The 17266-nt window shown below is 64.3% G+C and carries 14 protein-coding genes; 9 read left to right on the top strand and 5 right to left on the bottom strand.

The genetic code is table 11. The features are described 5' to 3' along the window. Nucleotides 1-70 precede the first annotated feature (70 nt). Entirely contained in the window at nucleotides 71-1729 is a 1659-nt protein-coding gene (locus Q0949_RS01555) for an NAD+ synthase (protein WP_299367574.1), read from the bottom strand. Between the two features lie 178 nt (nucleotides 1730-1907). Here Q0949_RS01555 and Q0949_RS01550 point away from each other — a divergent pair, with 178 nt between their 5' ends. Together Q0949_RS01550 and Q0949_RS01545 are read left to right on the top strand one after the other, a co-directional pair. Further along, nucleotides 1908-3296: a 2-isopropylmalate synthase gene (locus tag Q0949_RS01550; protein WP_299367571.1), complete on the top strand. Its 1389-nt coding sequence runs from the start codon at nucleotides 1908-1910 to the stop codon at nucleotides 3294-3296. Further along, complete coding sequence (locus Q0949_RS01545; RefSeq protein WP_299367568.1) at nucleotides 3296-3976, top strand: hypothetical protein; 681 nt, start codon at nucleotides 3296-3298, stop codon at nucleotides 3974-3976. Before Q0949_RS01550 ends, Q0949_RS01545 begins: the two co-directional genes overlap by 1 nt. Here the strand turns inward: Q0949_RS01545 and Q0949_RS01540 are convergent. The 3 genes from Q0949_RS01540 to Q0949_RS01530 are packed head-to-tail and all read right to left on the bottom strand — an operon-like array spanning nucleotide 3973 to nucleotide 7000. Further along, entirely contained in the window at nucleotides 3973-4785 is an 813-nt protein-coding gene (locus tag Q0949_RS01540) for a nucleotidyltransferase domain-containing protein (protein WP_299367565.1), read from the bottom strand. The genes Q0949_RS01545 and Q0949_RS01540 overlap by 4 nt on opposite strands. 29 nt (nucleotides 4786-4814) lie before the next feature. Further along, complete coding sequence (locus Q0949_RS01535; RefSeq protein ID WP_299367562.1) at nucleotides 4815-6341, bottom strand: cryptochrome/photolyase family protein; 1527 nt, start codon at nucleotides 6339-6341, stop codon at nucleotides 4815-4817. Further along, nucleotides 6338-7000, bottom strand: coding sequence for an SDR family NAD(P)-dependent oxidoreductase (locus Q0949_RS01530; protein WP_299367559.1), 663 nt, complete (start codon nucleotides 6998-7000; stop codon nucleotides 6338-6340). Before Q0949_RS01530 ends, Q0949_RS01535 begins: the two co-directional genes overlap by 4 nt. 278 nt (nucleotides 7001-7278) lie before the next feature. On the opposite strand from Q0949_RS01530, the gene Q0949_RS01525 reads away from it, so the two are divergent. Continuing rightward, nucleotides 7279-8835, top strand: a complete 1557-nt coding sequence (locus Q0949_RS01525) for a 2-isopropylmalate synthase (RefSeq protein ID WP_299367556.1) — start codon at nucleotides 7279-7281, stop codon at nucleotides 8833-8835. Between the two features lie 50 nt (nucleotides 8836-8885). Next, nucleotides 8886-10640, top strand: a complete 1755-nt coding sequence (locus Q0949_RS01520; RefSeq protein ID WP_299367553.1) for an FAD-dependent monooxygenase — start codon at nucleotides 8886-8888, stop codon at nucleotides 10638-10640. A gap of 37 nt (nucleotides 10641-10677) precedes the next feature. Here Q0949_RS01520 and Q0949_RS01515 read toward each other — a convergent pair whose 3' ends face one another. Beyond that, nucleotides 10678-11271: a YceI family protein gene (locus tag Q0949_RS01515; RefSeq protein ID WP_299367550.1), complete on the bottom strand. Its 594-nt coding sequence runs from the start codon at nucleotides 11269-11271 to the stop codon at nucleotides 10678-10680. A gap of 271 nt (nucleotides 11272-11542) precedes the next feature. Here Q0949_RS01515 and Q0949_RS01510 point away from each other — a divergent pair, with 271 nt between their 5' ends. From Q0949_RS01510 to rodA, 5 genes are all read left to right on the top strand, one after another. Beyond that, the gene (locus Q0949_RS01510) at nucleotides 11543-12589 is read left to right on the top strand and encodes a rod shape-determining protein (RefSeq protein WP_299143324.1); all 1047 of its coding nucleotides are present in this window, start codon (nucleotides 11543-11545) and stop codon (nucleotides 12587-12589) included. 120 nt (nucleotides 12590-12709) lie between these two features. Beyond that, on the top strand, nucleotides 12710-13603 hold the full coding sequence (gene mreC / locus Q0949_RS01505) for a rod shape-determining protein MreC (RefSeq protein ID WP_299367547.1): 894 nt from the start codon (nucleotides 12710-12712) through the stop codon (nucleotides 13601-13603). Continuing rightward, nucleotides 13600-14139 (top strand): rod shape-determining protein MreD, encoded by a 540-nt coding sequence (locus tag Q0949_RS01500; RefSeq protein ID WP_299367545.1) that lies wholly within the window; start codon nucleotides 13600-13602, stop codon nucleotides 14137-14139. The genes mreC and Q0949_RS01500 overlap by 4 nt, the downstream gene beginning before the upstream one ends. After that, the gene (mrdA, locus tag Q0949_RS01495; protein ID WP_299367542.1) at nucleotides 14136-16079 is read left to right on the top strand and encodes a penicillin-binding protein 2; all 1944 of its coding nucleotides are present in this window, start codon (nucleotides 14136-14138) and stop codon (nucleotides 16077-16079) included. The genes Q0949_RS01500 and mrdA overlap by 4 nt, the downstream gene beginning before the upstream one ends. Continuing rightward, nucleotides 16076-17215: a rod shape-determining protein RodA gene (gene rodA, locus Q0949_RS01490; RefSeq protein WP_299367539.1), complete on the top strand. Its 1140-nt coding sequence runs from the start codon at nucleotides 16076-16078 to the stop codon at nucleotides 17213-17215. Before mrdA ends, rodA begins: the two co-directional genes overlap by 4 nt. Nucleotides 17216-17266: the final 51 nt, after the last annotated feature.

The following is a 17266-nucleotide window of genomic DNA, read 5'->3' as shown; positions in this document are numbered from 1 at the left end:
CGGCGAAATCCTCATTTTCCGTAAAAAGCCAACGGCTTAACGGAAATTAATACCTACAGTTTTTTGTAAATCAGCTGGGATCGCGCCAGCGGTTCACGATAGGATAGCGGCGGTCCAACCAGAACGCCCGCTTGGTCAATCGCGCGCCCGGTGCTGATTGGAACCGCTTGTACTCGCTGAGATAGATCAGGCGTTCCACCTTGCGGGCGACATCGGCGTCAAACCCTGCGGCCACGCAGTCGGCTATTGATCCGTCCTGATCCACCAGAATGTCCAGCATCGCGTCCAGCTCGGGGTAATCGGGCAGGCTGTCGCTGTCCTTCTGATCGTCGCGCAACTCGGCACTGGGCGGCTTGTTGATGATCCGGTCGGGGATGACTTCGCCCCCATTGCCCATCATCCAGTCGCGGATATTCTCGTTGCGCCAGCGGCAGGTTTCGAACACGCGCGTCTTGTACAGGTCCTTGATCGGGTTATAGCCGCCCGCCATGTCGCCATAGATCGTGGCATAGCCCACGGCGACCTCGGATTTATTGCCCGTGGTCAGCAGCATCTCGCCGAACTTGTTCGACAGCGCCATCAGCAACAGGCCCCGGATCCGACTCTGGATGTTCTCCTCGGTCAGACCCTCCTCCAGCCCCACAAACAGCGGTGCAAGGGTCGATGTCACCGCCGCGCGTGTCTCGGCAATCGGCACGTAGTCATAGTGGCACCCCAGCGCGGTGGCGCAGGCCTCTGCATCCTCCAGCGACGCAGGCGACGTGTATTCCGACGGCAGCATCACACAGCGCACGTTCTCCGGGCCCAGCGCATCGGCGGCAATTGTCGCCACCAACGCGGAATCGACGCCGCCCGACATGCCCAGCAGCACCTTTTTGAACCCGGTCTTGCCGCAATAATCGCGCAAGGACGTGACCATCACGCGGTAATCCTGTTCCCAGGCGTCGGGGTGATGCGCGCGCTGTCCCTCGACCACACGCCAGCCGTCCGGGCCACGCGCCAGATCCACATGGGCCACCATCTCGTCGAACACGGGCAGTTGCAGCGCCAGCGCTCCGCCAGGGTTCAGCGCAAAGCTGCCGCCGTCAAACACCTGGTCGTCCTGCCCGCCCACCATGTTCAGATAGATCAGCGGCAGCCCCGTTTCGACCACGCGGGCCACCATGTGGTTCAGCCGTGTCTCGTACTTGTCGCGGTAATAGGGCGACCCGTTGGGCACCAGCAGGAACTCCGCGCCGGTCTCCTGCAAGGTCTCTGACACTTCAGGGTGCCACGCATCCTCGCAAATCGGGCTGCCCACGCGGGTGTTGCCCACCGAATAGGGCCCGCCCAAGGGGCCTGCATCGAAAATGCGCACCTCGTCGAACACCGTTTCGTTCGGCAGATTGTGCTTGAGCAACCGACTGACGATCTTGCCGCCGCTGCAAATCAGATAGGCGTTGAACAGCTCAGTCCCTTCGGTCCACGGGCAGCCGATGGCCAGCGTCGGGCCATCCGCACAGTCCGCGGCCAGCGCCTCGACCGCCTGCATGGCGGCGGTGTGAAAGGCGGGCTTCATCACCAGATCCTGCGCGTTATAGCCGGTGATGAACATCTCGGGCAGCGCCACCATGTCGGCACCCGCATCGCGCCCGGCCTCCCAGGCCTGCCGCGCCTTGGCCGCGTTGCCGGCAATATCGCCAACGGTCGGGTTCATCTGCCCGATGGTGATGCGGAATGTGTCGGCCATCGCGGCTCTCCCTGAAGGTCCCGGCTGATGTAGCAGAAAGTCACGCGGAGGAAACCCACCCCTTTGACCGCCACGCACGCCCTCACTTTTCCGCAACCCCATTGCCCCCCGCGCGGGCCTGTCCTAGGCTCGCGGCGCCTTGCCGATGTCGGCGGCCAACGAATCTGAGGGATGAGCCATGACCGTGCGCAGTTTGATTTTCTGCCTGGCCCTGCTGCCGGGCGTTGCCCTTGCCCAGTCGGGCGACGTGCTGACCAAGCAATATGACGACGGCGGCATCTACGAGGGCACGTTCCGCGGTGGCCTCCAGCACGGCACCGGCACCTACCGGCTGCCCAACGGCTATGAGTATACCGGCGACTGGGTCGACGGCGAAATCAAGGGCGAGGGCACCGCGCGCTTTCCCAACGGATCGGTCTACGAAGGGTCATTCTCCAAGGGCAAGCCCGACGGCTTTGGCAAGATCACCTTTGCCGATGGCGGCACCTATGAGGGCGAGTGGCAAGGCGGTGCGATCATGGGCGACGGCGTGGCGCTCTATGCCAACGGGGTCCGCTACGAGGGGCAGTTCCGCAACGCCAAGCACCACGGCAAGGGCATCATGCAAAGCCCCGGTGGCTACGAATACAAGGGCGACTGGATCGACGGCATCAAGCAGGGGATGGGGGTGATCACCTATCCCGATGGTGCGGTCTATGACGGCCAGATCGAGGACGGCAAGCGTCAGGGCACCGGCACGCTGACCATGCCCGACGGGCTGATCTATGTGGGTCTGTGGAATGGCGGACAGATCGACGGCACCGGCACGCTGACCCAACCCAACGGCGACGTCTACGAAGGCACGCTGGTCTCGGGCCGCCGCGAGGGCAAGGGCCGCGTGACCTATGCCAACGGCGACGTTTATGACGGCGATTTCAACGACGACCGCCGCCACGGCCAGGGCACGTTCATCGGCAATGACGGCTACACCTATATCGGCCAGTGGGTCGAGGGCCAGATCGAAGGCACCGGACGCGTCACCTATCCCGACGGATCGGTGTACGAAGGCATGTTCCAGGATGATCTGGCCAACGGCACGGGCAAGATCACCTATACCGACGGCTCCACCTACGAAGGCGACTGGGTCGCGGGCGTGATCGAGGGCACCGGGCGCGCCACCTATCCCAACGGCGTCATCTACGAAGGCGGGTTCAAAAACGCCCGCAACCACGGCGAGGGCGTGATGACCTACGAGGACGGCTACCGCTATGAAGGCGCATGGCAGGACGGCCAGCGCCACGGCACCGGCACCGCCACCTATCCCGACGGCACGGTCTATACCGGCCAGTTCGAGGCAGGCCAGCGCCACGGCACCGGCAAGATCGTCATGGCCTCGGGCTTTACCTACGAAGGCGCGTGGCAAAACGGCGAAATCGAAGGCGAGGGCCTGGCCACCTATGCCAATGGCGACGTCTACGAGGGCACGTTCAAGGCGGGCAAACGTCAGGGCGTCGGCACCATGCGCTATGCCACCGGAGAAGAAGCGACCGGCGAATGGGAAAGCGGCGCGCTGAACGAAGACAGCTGATGCGCCGCACCGCCCTGCTGCTGTGCCTGATGGCAGGCCCCGCGATGGCCGACTGGACCTTTGTGCCCGACTGGACCGACCCATTTGACGGGTTCGAAACCCGTGCCGCCACCACCACCAGTGCCAATGGCGTGACCCTGCACCTCTACCGCAACCCCATCGGGCGGGTCTATGCGCTGTTTACCCTGCCGGACGGCACCGCGCCCATGGCCACCTCCGGCCCGGTCGCGACCCTCACCCCGCAGGATGCCAAGCCCAAGACAATCGAGGCCCGCACCGAACGCGGTCGCCTGATCGAATACGCGCTCAGCGACGGCCAGACCCTGCGCGACCGCCTCTGGCACGGCGAGGGCACCGCGCCCGCCTTTGGCACCTTCCACGACATGATCAACGCCCCCCGCGTGCAGGCCAGCTTTACCCTGACGGACGGCACTCTCGACACCACATGGGACATGGCCGGGGCCGCCACGCCCATCGCGCAGGCGCTGGGGGTATCCATGGACGGCGTGCCCGCCGGTCAGGCCTGGGAAGAATCCGCCGCCCAGGCCCTGCTGGCCGCCATGACCACCTGCCAATTCCCAAAGCTCGATGTCACATGCGTCCAACACGTCACCGCGTGCAGCACCCATATCAGCGACGACCGCGACATCGACGCGTTCGAGCTGTGCGTATCCGACTAGGACACCTCCGGATCATAGGGCCGCGTGATCGACAGCGCGTCATGCAACCTGGCCCAGGTCACCTCTTCGAACCGCTCGGGCCACTCCAGATCCAGCCGCCGTGCCATCGCCCGCGCGCGGGGCAGATAGGCGGCGGCATAGGCCAGATGCGTGTCGATCATGGCCGCACGATTGGGCGCGGGCAGCGGTAATCCGGTCAGCAGCGACTTGTGTTCATCCGTGATCAGGCGGTTGAGGTGCAGCACACCGCCACGGTCCGGCGCATTGGTTTCCTCGATCAGCAGATCAACCAACAGATTGCGCAGATGAAACACCCCCAACACGCCGTTGATGTACTCACCGCGCCCTTCGGCCAGATGCAGCAGGCCGAGAATGCGAATGAACTCCTCGAACTGGTAGGCAAGCCGCCGGGGGTTGGGGGCCGTGTGCGCCGACCCTTCGGCCAGACCGTCATAAAGCCCGTCGTGATCGAAAACAGGCGTCAGCGCATGACGCGTCTGCGCGCCCAACTGATCGGGGCGCAAAACAATGACATCGGTGCGCGTCCAGTCGGCCGTTATGGCGTTGATCAACACCGGCACAGTGGTCCGATCCCACCACAAAACGATCTCACCCGTACGCGCGACGGCCTCGCGCCAGATCTGCGCAACCGCGTCGTTGATACCTTCCTGCGTCACGAGGACAAAGTCGATGTCGCTATAGGCATCGGCACGCCCGTTGCCATGGCTGCCGCTCAGAAACAGGGCGCGCACGGTGGGTGCGTCGCGCAGCGCCTCTGCGATGGTATCGATCACATGCTGATGTGTCATGCGTGCCCCTCGGTTCGGGTCGGCGCCGCTCAGACCAGCTTGCCTTGCGACATCCGCTCCAGAAAGGCGTCGGCCTCTTCTATCACGGTCGCGCGCTTGGTGTCATCCATCCGGTCCCACGTCCGGTACATGTTGCCCATTCGGGCATTGTTCGAAAACCGGTCGCGGTGCCGATCAAGGAAATGCCAATAGAGCAGGTTGAACGGACACGCCCCCTCGCCCGTCTTGACGCTCACCTTGTAATGGCACCCTTTGCAGTAATCAGACATCCGGTTGATGTAAGCCCCTGAACTCACATAAGGTTTCGACGCAATCACGCCCCCGTCGGCAAATTGCGACATGCCCACGACATTGGGCGCTTCGACCCATTCAAACGCATCCGCATAAACGGCCAGATACCACTCCGACACCTCTCCCGGATCCAGCCCTGCCAACAAGGCAAAGTTCCCCGTGACCATCAACCGCTGGATATGGTGGGCATAGGCCTCGGCCCCCGTCTGCTCGACCGCCTTCGACACGCACCGCATCCGCGTCTCGGCCCCCCAAAAGAAATCGGGCAGTTTGCGCCGATGGTTCAACCCATTGCGCCGCGGATAGTCCGGCCCCTCGTGGAAATAGATGCCCCGCACATATTCCCGCCAGCCGATGATCTGCCGGATAAACCCTTCGGCGGCGTTGATCGGCGCATCGCCGTCCTTCCACGCCTGCTCCACCGCGCGGCAGACCTCCAAAGGATCCAGCAGACCCACGTTGATATAAAGGCCAATGACCGCGTGATAGAGAAACCGGTTGTCGGCCAGCATCGCGTCCTGAAAATCCCCGAACTTCGGCAGCGCATGGGCCACGAAATGTGCCAGCGCCCGCCGCGCCTGCCCCTGATCGGTGGCAAACCAGAACGGGCGCAAGTCCCCGAAATGATTGCCAAACCGCCGCTCGACCAGATCCAGCACCGCCTCCACGTCTTCATCCGGCGTAAACTGCATCGGCCCGCCAAAATCCACGTCATCCGGTGCGGGCTTGCGGTTGTCGTGGTCATAATTCCACTTGTCGCCCGCAGGCTTGTCGCCTTCCATCAACAGGCCCGTCTTGCGCCGCATCTCGCGATAGAAATACTCCATCCGCAGCGCCTTGCGTCCCTCGGCCCAGGCCTCGAACTCCTTGTGAGACGCAATAAACCGATCATCCTCCAACAGGCGCACGGTCAACGGACAGTCCTCCAGCGCCGCGATCAACCGATACTCGCCGGGCCGCGTCGCAATCACCTCCGACGCCCCATGCTGATCCGCCCGCCGCAACAGCTCACCGACAATCGACTGGCTGTTCTCGGTGTCGTCCAGCTCGGAATAGGCAACCGTCCAGCCATCCGCCCGCAACCGCGCCGCAAACTTGCGCATCGCGGCGAGAATAAAGGCGATCTTCTTGGGATGGTGCGGCACATAGGATCCCTCCTCTGCCACCTCCGCCATCACCACCACGTCGCGCGCCTTGTCCGCCGCTTTCAGCGCCGCAACGCCCGCGCTCAACTGGTCCCCAAGGATCAGGATCAACCGGCTCACCACGGCACCTCCGCGCCCGAATAGTCAAAAAATCCGCCCGTCTGTTCTGGCCCCAAACCATCCAAAACCGCGATCAACTCCGCCGCCGCCTGTCCCGGCTCCACCGCCGGATGCCGCCCCAGATACTTCTCGGTAAAGGCCGTCTTCACCGTGCCGGGATGCAGCGCGACAACCGCCGCCCGCCGGTGCGTGCGCGCCAATTCCACAGACGCCGTGCGCACCACCTGGTTCACCGCCGCCTTTGCCGACCGATAGGAAATCCACCCGCCGATCCGGTTGTCGCCAATCGATCCCACCCGCGCCGACAACACCGCAAACACCCCCGGCGCATCCCGGTCCAGCAGGCGATGCGCATGGGCAAGCACCAGTGCAGGCCCCACCGCATTCAGCGCAAACTGATCCATCATCGCGGCCGGATCCAACCCCTTGATCGTCTTTTCCGGCCCCGCCCCGCCGATCTCCAGCGCACCCGTCGCCACGACCACCCGCGCATAGGGCCCGCGCCCCTCCAGATGCCGCGCCACCGACGCTGCATCCGTCACGTCAAACCCGTCCACCGACCGCGACAGCGTCTCGACCCGCGCACCGCGCGCGCCATACCCCGCCGCCAGCGCCGACCCGATCCCGCCCGACGCGCCCAAAATCAAAACCGTTTCCATCAGCGCCCAGCTAGACCGGATCGCGCGACAAACCACCTTCATTGTTCCAAAAATATGCACATCACGACCGAGGGATTCAAAACGACACTTCCCATTTACGGCACACCGGCTATAGTTCGCGCCATGACACATGCCAGGCATATCCCGACCGCACGCCGTTCCGGCGCGTCCTCGCGTGGCCTGCTGCTCCTAATCCGCCTCTGAGCGTGCCCCCAGGCGCGCCCGCTCAGAGGTAGTTCGCGCGCCATGATTAGGACCACATCAAAAGAGATACCGACATGACCCAAGACAAAGTTGTCATTTTCGACACGACCCTCCGCGACGGCGAACAATCCCCCGGCGCCACCATGACCCACGCAGAAAAGCTCGAAATCGCGGGCCTGCTGGACGACATGGGTGTCGACATCATCGAGGCCGGCTTTCCCATCGCCTCCGAAGGCGACTTCAACGCCGTCTCCGAGATCGCAAAGAACGCCGAAACCTCGGTGATCTGCGGCCTCGCCCGCGCCCAGCTGGGCGACATCGACCGCTGCTGGGAGGCCGTCAAGCACGCCAAACAACCGCGCATCCACACCTTCATCGGCACCTCGCCCCTGCACCGCGCCATTCCGAACCTGACCAAGGACGAAATGGCCGAGCGGATCGAACAGACGGTGACCCACGCCCGCAACCTCTGCGACAACGTGCAATGGTCGCCCATGGACGCCACGCGCACGGAGCTTGACTACCTCTACCGGGTCGTCGAAATCGCGATCAAGGCCGGGGCGACCACGATCAACATCCCCGACACCGTGGGCTACACCGCCCCGCGCGAAAGCGCCGATCTGATCCGCAAATTGCTGGAAAACGTGCCGGGTGCGGACGAGATCGTGTTTGCCACCCACTGCCACAATGACCTCGGCATGGCGACGGCGAACTCCCTCGCCGCGGTCGAGGCCGGTGCGCGCCAGATCGAATGCACGATCAACGGGCTGGGCGAACGCGCGGGCAACACCGCCCTCGAAGAGGTCGTGATGGCCCTCAAGGTCCGTAACGACATCATGCCGTTCCAGACCGGCATCGATTCGACCAAGATCATGAACATCTCGCGCCGTGTGGCGGCCGTTTCGGGCTTTCCCGTCCAGTTCAACAAGGCCATCGTCGGCAAGAACGCCTTTGCCCACGAGAGCGGCATCCACCAGGATGGCATGCTCAAGAACGCCGAAACCTTCGAAATCATGCGCCCCGAGGACGTGGGCCTGTCGGAAACCAACCTCGTCATGGGCAAGCATTCGGGCCGTGCTGCCCTGCGCGACAAGCTCGAACAGCTGGGCTTCGAGGTGGGCGACAACCAGCTCAAGGACGTCTTTGTCCGGTTCAAGGCGCTCGCTGACCGCAAAAAGGAAATCTTTGACGACGACCTGATCGCCCTCATGCGCACGTCCGAGGATGACGACTCGACCCGCCTGCGCATCGTGTCGCTGGCTGTGCAGTGCGGCACCGAAGGCCCGCAACAGGCCGAACTGACCATGGAAATCGACGGCGAGGTACACAGCACCACCCAGACCGGCGACGGCCCCGTTGATGCGACATTCAACGCGGTCAAGGCGCTCTTTCCGCATGACGCGCGGCTGCAACTCTACCAGGTCCACGCCGTGACCGAAGGCACCGATGCGCAGGCCACGGTCAGCGTCCGGATGGAAGAGGCGGGCCGCATCGTCACCGGCCAATCGGCCGATACCGATACGGTCGTGGCCTCGGCCAAAGCCTATGTGCACGCGCTCAACCGCCTGCTGGTCCGCCGCGAGAAATCGGGCACCGACAAGGCCGAGATCAGCTACAAGGACGTGAGCTAAACGCGTAAGGTGGGCAGTATTGCCCACCCTACACCTATAGCGGACGTCTCATGCAATATCACCTCAACGGCTTCCGCCCCGGCGACCCAACCCATCACCCGGCCTCCGACACCAGCAAAACCGACACCGATGTCCTGATCGTCGGCACCGGCCCCGCGGGCCTCACCCTCGCCGCATACCTCGCGCAGTTCCCCCACATCCGCACCCGCATTATCGAACGCCGCGACGGCCCATTGGTCATGGGACAAGCCGACGGCATCGCCTGCCGCACGATGGAGATGTTCGAGGCCTTCGGCTTTGCCCATCTCGTCCGTCACGAGGCCTACCACGTCAACGAGACCTCCTTCTGGAACCCCGACACCACAGGCCAGATCACCCGCACCGGCCGCATTGATGATGTCGAGGACGGGCTCAGCGAACAGCCCCACGTCATCCTCAGCCAGGCGCGCGTGCACGACTTCTACCTCGACCTGATGCGCAAATCGCCCACCCGGCTGGAACCGGAGTACAACACGCAGCTCACCGGCCTCACCATCGGCGACAGCGTCACGGCACACACGACCCAAGGCGACATTCAAACCCGATACGTCATCGGCTGCGATGGCGCGCGCAGCGTCGTCCGACAGGCGCTCAACATCCCCCTCAAAGGCGAAGCGGAAAACGCAGCCTGGGGTGTCATGGACATCCTCGCCACCACCGACTTCCCCGACATCCGCCTCAAATCGGCCATCCAGTCCAGGGATCAGGGCAGCCTCCTGATCATCCCGCGCGAGGGCGGCTATATGGTCCGCTTCTACATCGAACTGGCCAAACTCAACCCGGACGAACGCGTGGCCGACCGGGACCTGACCGAAACCGACCTGATCGCCGCCGCCAAACGCATCCTCCATCCCTATACTCTGGACGTCAAAGACGTGGTCTGGTGGTCGGTCTACGAAATCGGCCAGCGCGTCACCGACCGTTTTGCCGACACCGCCCCGGACGACCCGCCCCCGCCGCGCGTCTTTATCGCGGGCGACGCTTGCCACACCCACAGCCCCAAGGCGGGCCAGGGCATGAACGTGTCGATGCAAGACGCCTTCAACCTCGGCTGGAAACTGCAAACGGTGATCGAAGGGCGCGCCGATCCCGTCCTGCTGCACAGCTATTCAGCCGAACGTCAGGCCATCGCGCAGGACCTGATCGACTTCGACCGCGACTTTGCCCGCGCATTCGCCGCGCGCGGCACCGACCCGCACGCCTTCCAAAGTCATTTCCAGAAACATGCGCGCTACACTGCAGGCGTCGAAACCGGCTACGCGTCCGGGCGGCTGACCGGGCCCGACACCTACCAAGGTTGCGCCACAGGCTTTGCCATCGGCAAACGGTTTCACTCCGCCCCCGTGATCCGCTGGGCCGACGCCTACCGGATGCAGCTGGGCCACACGATCACCGCCGACGGGCGCTGGCGCCTCTTTCACTTTGTGGGCGACACCGACCACACGCACGCGCTGCGCGACCTGATCGCCCGTTACACGCCGCACGGCGCAGACCCCGACGCCGTCATTGACCTGCGCACGATCCTGCAATCACCGCACCGCGACACACGAGGCCACCACACCCTGACCAAGGGCGCCCTGAACCTGCACGATATGGAAAAGCTCTTCTGCCCGGACCCCGCCGCCGACATCTTTGACAGCCGCGGCATCGACCGGATGACCGGGGCGCTTGTTCTGGTGCGCCCCGATCAATACGTGTCACACGTCCTGCCACCGCAGCAGCAGGACACACTGGTTAAATGGCTGGACCAGATCCTGACGACCTGACCCCCGTAGGGTGCGCCGTCACGGCGCACCGCACGTCTCAGCCGCTGGCACCATCCGCATCGAACATAAGGCGCAGCGTTACCGGCACCGCGCGCACGATGTTGGGCAGGCTTGCCAGCTCCATCAACTTGTCCACACCGGGGTCCAGCTCCGCATCCGCCGTCGACAAAAACAGCATGCTGTCCGTCGTCACCATCACCTTGTCCTCCGACAGGCGCATCACGAACATATCACCGTAGAGGGGCACTTCGACGCCCAGCAGGCTCAGATCCCCCTCGACCTCCATCACCGCGCTCTCGCCCACGGCCATGCCTTCCATCGCGGCCATGTCGATCTGTGCCGAAATCGCAGCGCGCGGCGCGTTCTTGAACACATGTTCCACCATCCGCTCGTTGCGGATGTCGATATTCGTCTCGACCGACGCCAGATCAATGCCCAGCGCCACCGCACCATCCGCACCCACGGTTCCGTCCAGTGATTTGAAACTGTGCACCTCGCCCAGATCGTTGAACTTGATCGACCCAAAGGCCAGCTTGGACGCGGCCCCATCCAGGGTCCATGTGTCGGCCTGCGCGGCCGCAGCGCCCAGCGCCAGTGTCAGCCCGAAACAGGCGGTGCGAAACAGTGTCATCTTATCCTCCCAGAGATGCGTGATGCCCCGAACCGGTCGTGGCCGGGCACAGGGAAAACAGCGCAGGCCGGCGATTTATTCAGAGCCTGCGAAAATTTATTTCCCGACGGATCCGCAGCTTGGCAAAAGACCGCCGACCCCGCCGCCGTTTCGGGCCTTTCGTCCCATCCGTCACAGCCCTATAAAGCGGGCGGTCCGCCCTCGTTCTGAGTCGCGGACCCAAATTTATTGGGGCGAGGCGGAAGCCCCGTTAATAGGCAAGGTGCGCAGCATGTCGATATTCGGAAATCTGGGCGGACTGTTCTCGTCCGATATGGCGATTGACCTCGGTACGGCCAACACGCTCGTCTACGTCAAGGGCCGCGGCGTGATCCTGTCCGAACCCTCCGTGGTGGCCTATCACGTCAAGGACGGCGTGAAAAAAGTGCTCGCCGTGGGCGAAGACGCCAAGCTGATGCTGGGCCGCACGCCTGGGTCCATCGAGGCCATCCGCCCCATGCGCGAGGGTGTGATCGCCGACTTCGACACCGCCGAAGAGATGATCAAACACTTCATCCGCAAGGTCCACAAACGCTCGACCTTTTCCAAGCCCAAGATCATCGTCTGCGTCCCGCACGGCGCGACACCCGTTGAAAAACGCGCGATCCGCCAATCAGTGCTGTCCGCAGGTGCCCGTCGCGCGGGCCTGATTGCCGAACCCATCGCTGCGGCGATTGGTGCGGGCATGCCGATCACCGATCCTACCGGCAACATGGTCGTGGACATCGGCGGCGGGACCACCGAGGTGGCTGTGCTGTCGCTTGGTGACATCGTCTATGCCCGCTCCGTCCGCGTCGGTGGTGACCGCATGGACGAGGCGATCATCTCCTACCTGCGCCGCCAGCAGAACCTGCTCGTGGGGGAAACCACCGCCGAGCGGATCAAGACCTCCATCGGCACCGCGCGCATGCCCGATGACGGGCGTGGGACGTCCATGCAGATCCGCGGCCGCGACCTTTTGAACGGCGTGCCTAAGGAAATCGAAGTGACCCAGGCCCAGATCGCCGAGGCACTGGCCGAACCGGTCCAGCAAATCTGCGAAGCGGTGATGACCGCGCTAGAAACCACCCCGCCCGACCTGGCGGCGGACATCGTCGACCGGGGCGTGATGCTCACTGGTGGTGGTGCGCTGTTGGGTGATCTGGATCTGGCCTTGCGCGAACAGACCGGGCTGGCCGTGTCCATCGCGGATGAAAGCCTGAACTGCGTGGCGCTTGGCACCGGCAAGGCGCTGGAATACGAAAAACAACTGCGCCACGCCATCGACTACGACAGCTGATCCGGGGGCTGTCGGAAAATTTAACATAATGTGTCCCCGCGGGGACAAAGAGTTGACTTGCCCCGATCCGGCAAATGTCAGACCATCGTTAAAACGGACCAACCGTGAGGTGAGATCGCCTTGGCCAAGGACCGCGGACAGGTAGATTATGCAGGCCCGCTTCGGCGGCTGGTGCTGGCTGTGCTGGTGCTGGCGCTGACGGGTGTGTTCCTGCTCTGGCGCATCGACAGTCCGCGCGTCGAACGGTTCCGCGCGCAGGTCACTGACCGGATCGTGCCCAACATGGACTGGGCCATGGCCCCGGTCACCGGCACCATCAACCTCGTCCGCGATTTCCAGAGCTATCGCCGCATCGCCGAACAGAACACCGAACTGCGCCGCGAGCTGCGCCAGATGCAGGCGTGGAAAGAGGCGGCCCTCCAGCTCGAACAGGAAAACGCGCGGCTCCTCGATCTCAACAACGTGCGGCTTGACCCGCGCCTGACCTACATCACCGGCGTGGTGCTCGCCGATAGCGGCTCGCCCTTCCGTCAGTCGGTGCTGCTGAATGTCGGCGCGCGCGACGGCATCGTCGAAGGCTGGGCCACCATGGACGGCATCGGCCTTGTGGGCCGGGTGTCGGGCGTGGCGCAGAACACCAGCCGCGTGATCATGGTCACCGACGCCTCAAGCCGTGTGCCAGCCGTCATCCAGCCCTCGGGGCAAAAGGCAATTGTGGCGGGCGACAATTCGGCCGCCCCGCCGGTCGACTTCTTGGAAAACCCCGACCTTGTGCGCCCCGGAGACCGCGTGATCACCTCCGGCGACGGCGGCGTGTTTCCGGCGGGCCTGCTGATCGGGCAAGTCGCTGCCGACCCCGGCGGGCGGCTACGCGTGCGGCTGGCGGCGGATTACGAACGGCTCGAATTCCTGCGGGTGCTGCGCCACTACGGCAACGAACCGGTCAGCGATGACAGCAACGTGCTGGCCCCCGGCGGCGCGGCGCTGCTGCTGGACGGGGAGGTCGCGGAATGACCGAGCTGAGCCCCTCCCGCCTGTGGTCGATGCGCGCGGCCTTTGCGGGCCTCGTGCTGGTACTTCTGTTCCTGCACCTGCTGCCGCTCCAGACGTCGACCGGCGGGCTGATCTGGCCCGACCTCATCCTCGGCTTTGCCTTTGCATGGTCGGTGCGGCGGCCCGAGTTTGTGCCCGCCGTCCTGCTGGCCCTCGTCTTTCTGATGGCGGACCTGCTGCTGCAACGCCCGCCCGGTCTGTGGGCGCTGCTGGCGCTGATCGCGTGCGAGCAGATCAAGGCCCAGTCGCGCAGCCTGCGCGACGCGAGCCTTGCCACCGAACTGGCCTCTGCGGGCGCGTGGATCGTGGGCATCGGCCTTGTCTATCACGTGGTTCTCGCCATCCTGCTGATCGACCGCCCGCCGCTGGGGCTGGTCCTGATCCAGATCATCGTTACCGCACTGGCCTATCCGCTGGTGGTGGCGGTGACGCATGCGTTCATGGGTGTGCGCAAGGCCGCGCCAAATGACATCGGCGGCAAGGGAGCGCGATCATGAAAGGGCCCCGCGTCGATACCGAGGCGAACCACCGCCTGTTCACGCGCCGCGCCGCGCTGCTGGGCGGCGTGCAGCTGGCCTTTGTCGCGGGTCTGGGCGCGCGGATGCAGTTCCTTCAGGTTGATCAGGCCGACCAGTTCCGCCTGCTGGCCGAGGAAAACCGCATCAACGTCCGCCTGATCCCGCCCGCGCGCGGCGAGGTGTTCGACCGCAACGGCGTGCCGCTGGCGCGTAACGTGCCCAGCTACCGGATCGTGATCGTCCCCGAGGATGCAGGCGACGTCGAAGAGGTGGTCGCCCGCCTGTCGCAGGTCGTGCCGCTGGATCCCGACGATGTGGAACGCGCCATGGCCGAGGTCAAACGCTCGGCCCCGTTCCTGCCCATCACCCTCGCCGACGAAGTCAGCTGGGAAGACCTGAGCCGCGTCAGCGTGAACGCCCCCGCCCTGCCCGGCGTCACGCCCGAGGTCGGGCTGAGCCGGGTGTACCCGCTGGGCTCGGACTATGCGCATGTGCTGGGCTATGTGGGGCCGGTCAGCGACTTTGATCTGGAACGGATCGAGGATCAGGACCCGCTGCTGCGCATCCCGCGCTTTCAGATCGGCAAGGTCGGGGTCGAGGCCAAGGCCGAAACCGCGCTGCGCGGCAAGGGCGGTGCCAAGCGAGTGGAGGTCAACGCCACGGGCCGCGTCATGCGCGAGCTGGACCGCCGCGAGGGCACGCCCGGTTCCGACTTGCAGCTGACCATCGACGCCAAATTGCAAAGCTATGTGCAGGCGCGTCTGAACAATGAAAGCGCCAGCGCCATCGTGATGGACGTGCAATCGGGCGACCTGCTGGCGATTGCCTCGGCGCCCACATTCGATCCCAACCTGTTCGTGCGCGGGATCTCGTCTCGTGACTACAATGCGCTGACGGAGAACAAATTCCGCCCGCTGGCGTCCAAGTCGGTGCAGGGCGCCTATCCACCCGGATCGACGTTCAAGATGATCACGGCCATGGCCGCCCTCGAGGACGGGTTGATCGGGCCGGACGAGACAGTCTATTGCCCCGGCCATCTCGAGGTGGCGGAACGCAAGTTCCACTGCTGGAAACGGGCCGGACACGGTTGGGTCGATCTGCAAAACTCGCTGAAACAGTCCTGCGACGTCTACTACTATGACTTGGCGCTGAAGGTCGGGATCGAGAAGATTTCGGCCATGGCGAACCGCTTTGGGCTGGGTGTGCGGCACGATGTGCCGATGTCCGCCGTGGCCTCGGGCCTGACCCCCACCAAGGAGTGGAAGGCGCGCGTGCACGGGCAGGACTGGGTGATCGGTGACACGGTCAACGCATCCATCGGGCAGGGATATCTGTTGGCATCACCGCTGCAACTGGCGGTGATGACTGCACGGCTGGCCAGTGGGCGCGCGGTCGAGCCGCGGCTGGTCAAATCCATCGACGGCATCGAACAGCCCGCGCGCGGTGGCGACAGCATGGGCATGAACGAAAACAACCTGCGCAAGATGCGCCGTGCCATGTACGAGGTCGTCAACGACCGGCGCGGCACCGCCTATGGCAGCCGCATCATCGAAGACGCGATGCGCATGGCCGGCAAGACCGGCACCAGCCAGGTGCGCAACATCACCGCCGCCGAACGCGCGCGCGGTGTCACCAAGAACGAAGACCTGCCATGGGAGCGCCGGGATCACGCGCTGTTCGTGAACTTTGCCCCCTATGACGATCCGAAATACGCGGTCGCCGTGGTGGTCGAGCATGGCGGCGGCGGGTCCACTGCCGCGGCCCCGATTGCACGCGACGTGACATTGCAGGCGATGTACGGGGACGAACCCCCGCTCGAGGCCTATCCGACCAAGGACCGTGACCGCATCCGCGAGCAACAGCGCGTGCTGCGCGGGATGCAGCCCTTGGCCAATATCTCGGGCAAGGATCAAGCATGAGCTATCTTGAGTACACGGTCAAATACGTCCCCACGGGGCCGCGCAAGGTGCTGTACCTGAACTGGCCACTTGCGCTGTTGCTGGCGGCGGTGGCGGGCGTCGGGTTCCTGATGCTCTATTCCGTGGCGGGCGGGTCGTTCAGCCCCTGGGCCGAGCCGCAGATGAAACGGTTTGCCGCGGGCTTTGTCCTGATGGTGATGATCGCGATGGTGCCGATCTGGTTCTGGCGCAACATGGCGAGCCTTGCCTATCTGGGCTCGCTTGCGCTGCTGTTGGCGGTGGAGTTTTTCGGGTCCGTCGGGATGGGCGCGCAGCGCTGGATCGATCTGGGGTTCATGCGGCTGCAACCTTCGGAATTGATGAAGGTGACGCTGGTTTTGATGCTGGCGGCCTATTACGACTGGCTGCCCCCGCACCGCAAATCGCGGCCCTTCTGGGTGCTGTTGCCGGTGCTGTTGATCCTGATCCCCACGGCGCTGGTTCTGCGCCAGCCGGATCTGGGCACCTCGATCCTGCTGATGGCGGCGGGTGGCGGGCTGATGTTTCTGGCCGGTGTGCACTGGGCCTATTTCGCGGCCGTGTTTGCGGCGGGCGCGGGGCTGATCACCGCCGTACTGCAATCGCGTGGGACCGAGTGGCAGCTTCTCAAGGACTATCAGTTCCGGCGGATCGACACGTTTCTGGACCCCAGTTCCGACCCGCTGGGCGCGGGCTATCACATCACGCAGTCCAAGATCGCGCTGGGATCCGGCGGCTGGACCGGGCGCGGGTTCATGCAGGGCACGCAGTCGCGCCTGAACTTTCTGCCTGAAAAGCACACTGACTTTATCTTTACCACGCTGGCCGAGGAGTTCGGGTTCATCGGGGCGTTTTCGCTGCTGGCGCTTTATGCGCTGATCATCCTGTTTTGCGTCGTGTCGGCACTGGCCAACAAGGACCGGTTTTCGTCGCTGCTGACGCTGGGAATTGCGTTGAACTTTTTCCTGTTCTTTGCGGTGAACATGTCGATGGTCATGGGGCTGGCGCCGGTGGTGGGTGTGCCCCTGCCGCTGGTCAGCTATGGCGGGTCCGCGATGCTGGTTCTGATGCTGGCCTTCGGGCTGGCGCAAAGCGCGCATGTGCACAGGCCGCGATAGGCACGCCGCATCACGATTTGTGGTCGCGGCGATCACAACTGCGGGTTTTGC

This window comes from uncultured Tateyamaria sp., assembly GCF_947487805.1.
In the GTDB taxonomy this organism is placed as follows: domain Bacteria; phylum Pseudomonadota; class Alphaproteobacteria; order Rhodobacterales; family Rhodobacteraceae; genus Tateyamaria.
This window is presented reverse-complemented; position numbering and strand designations above follow the sequence as displayed.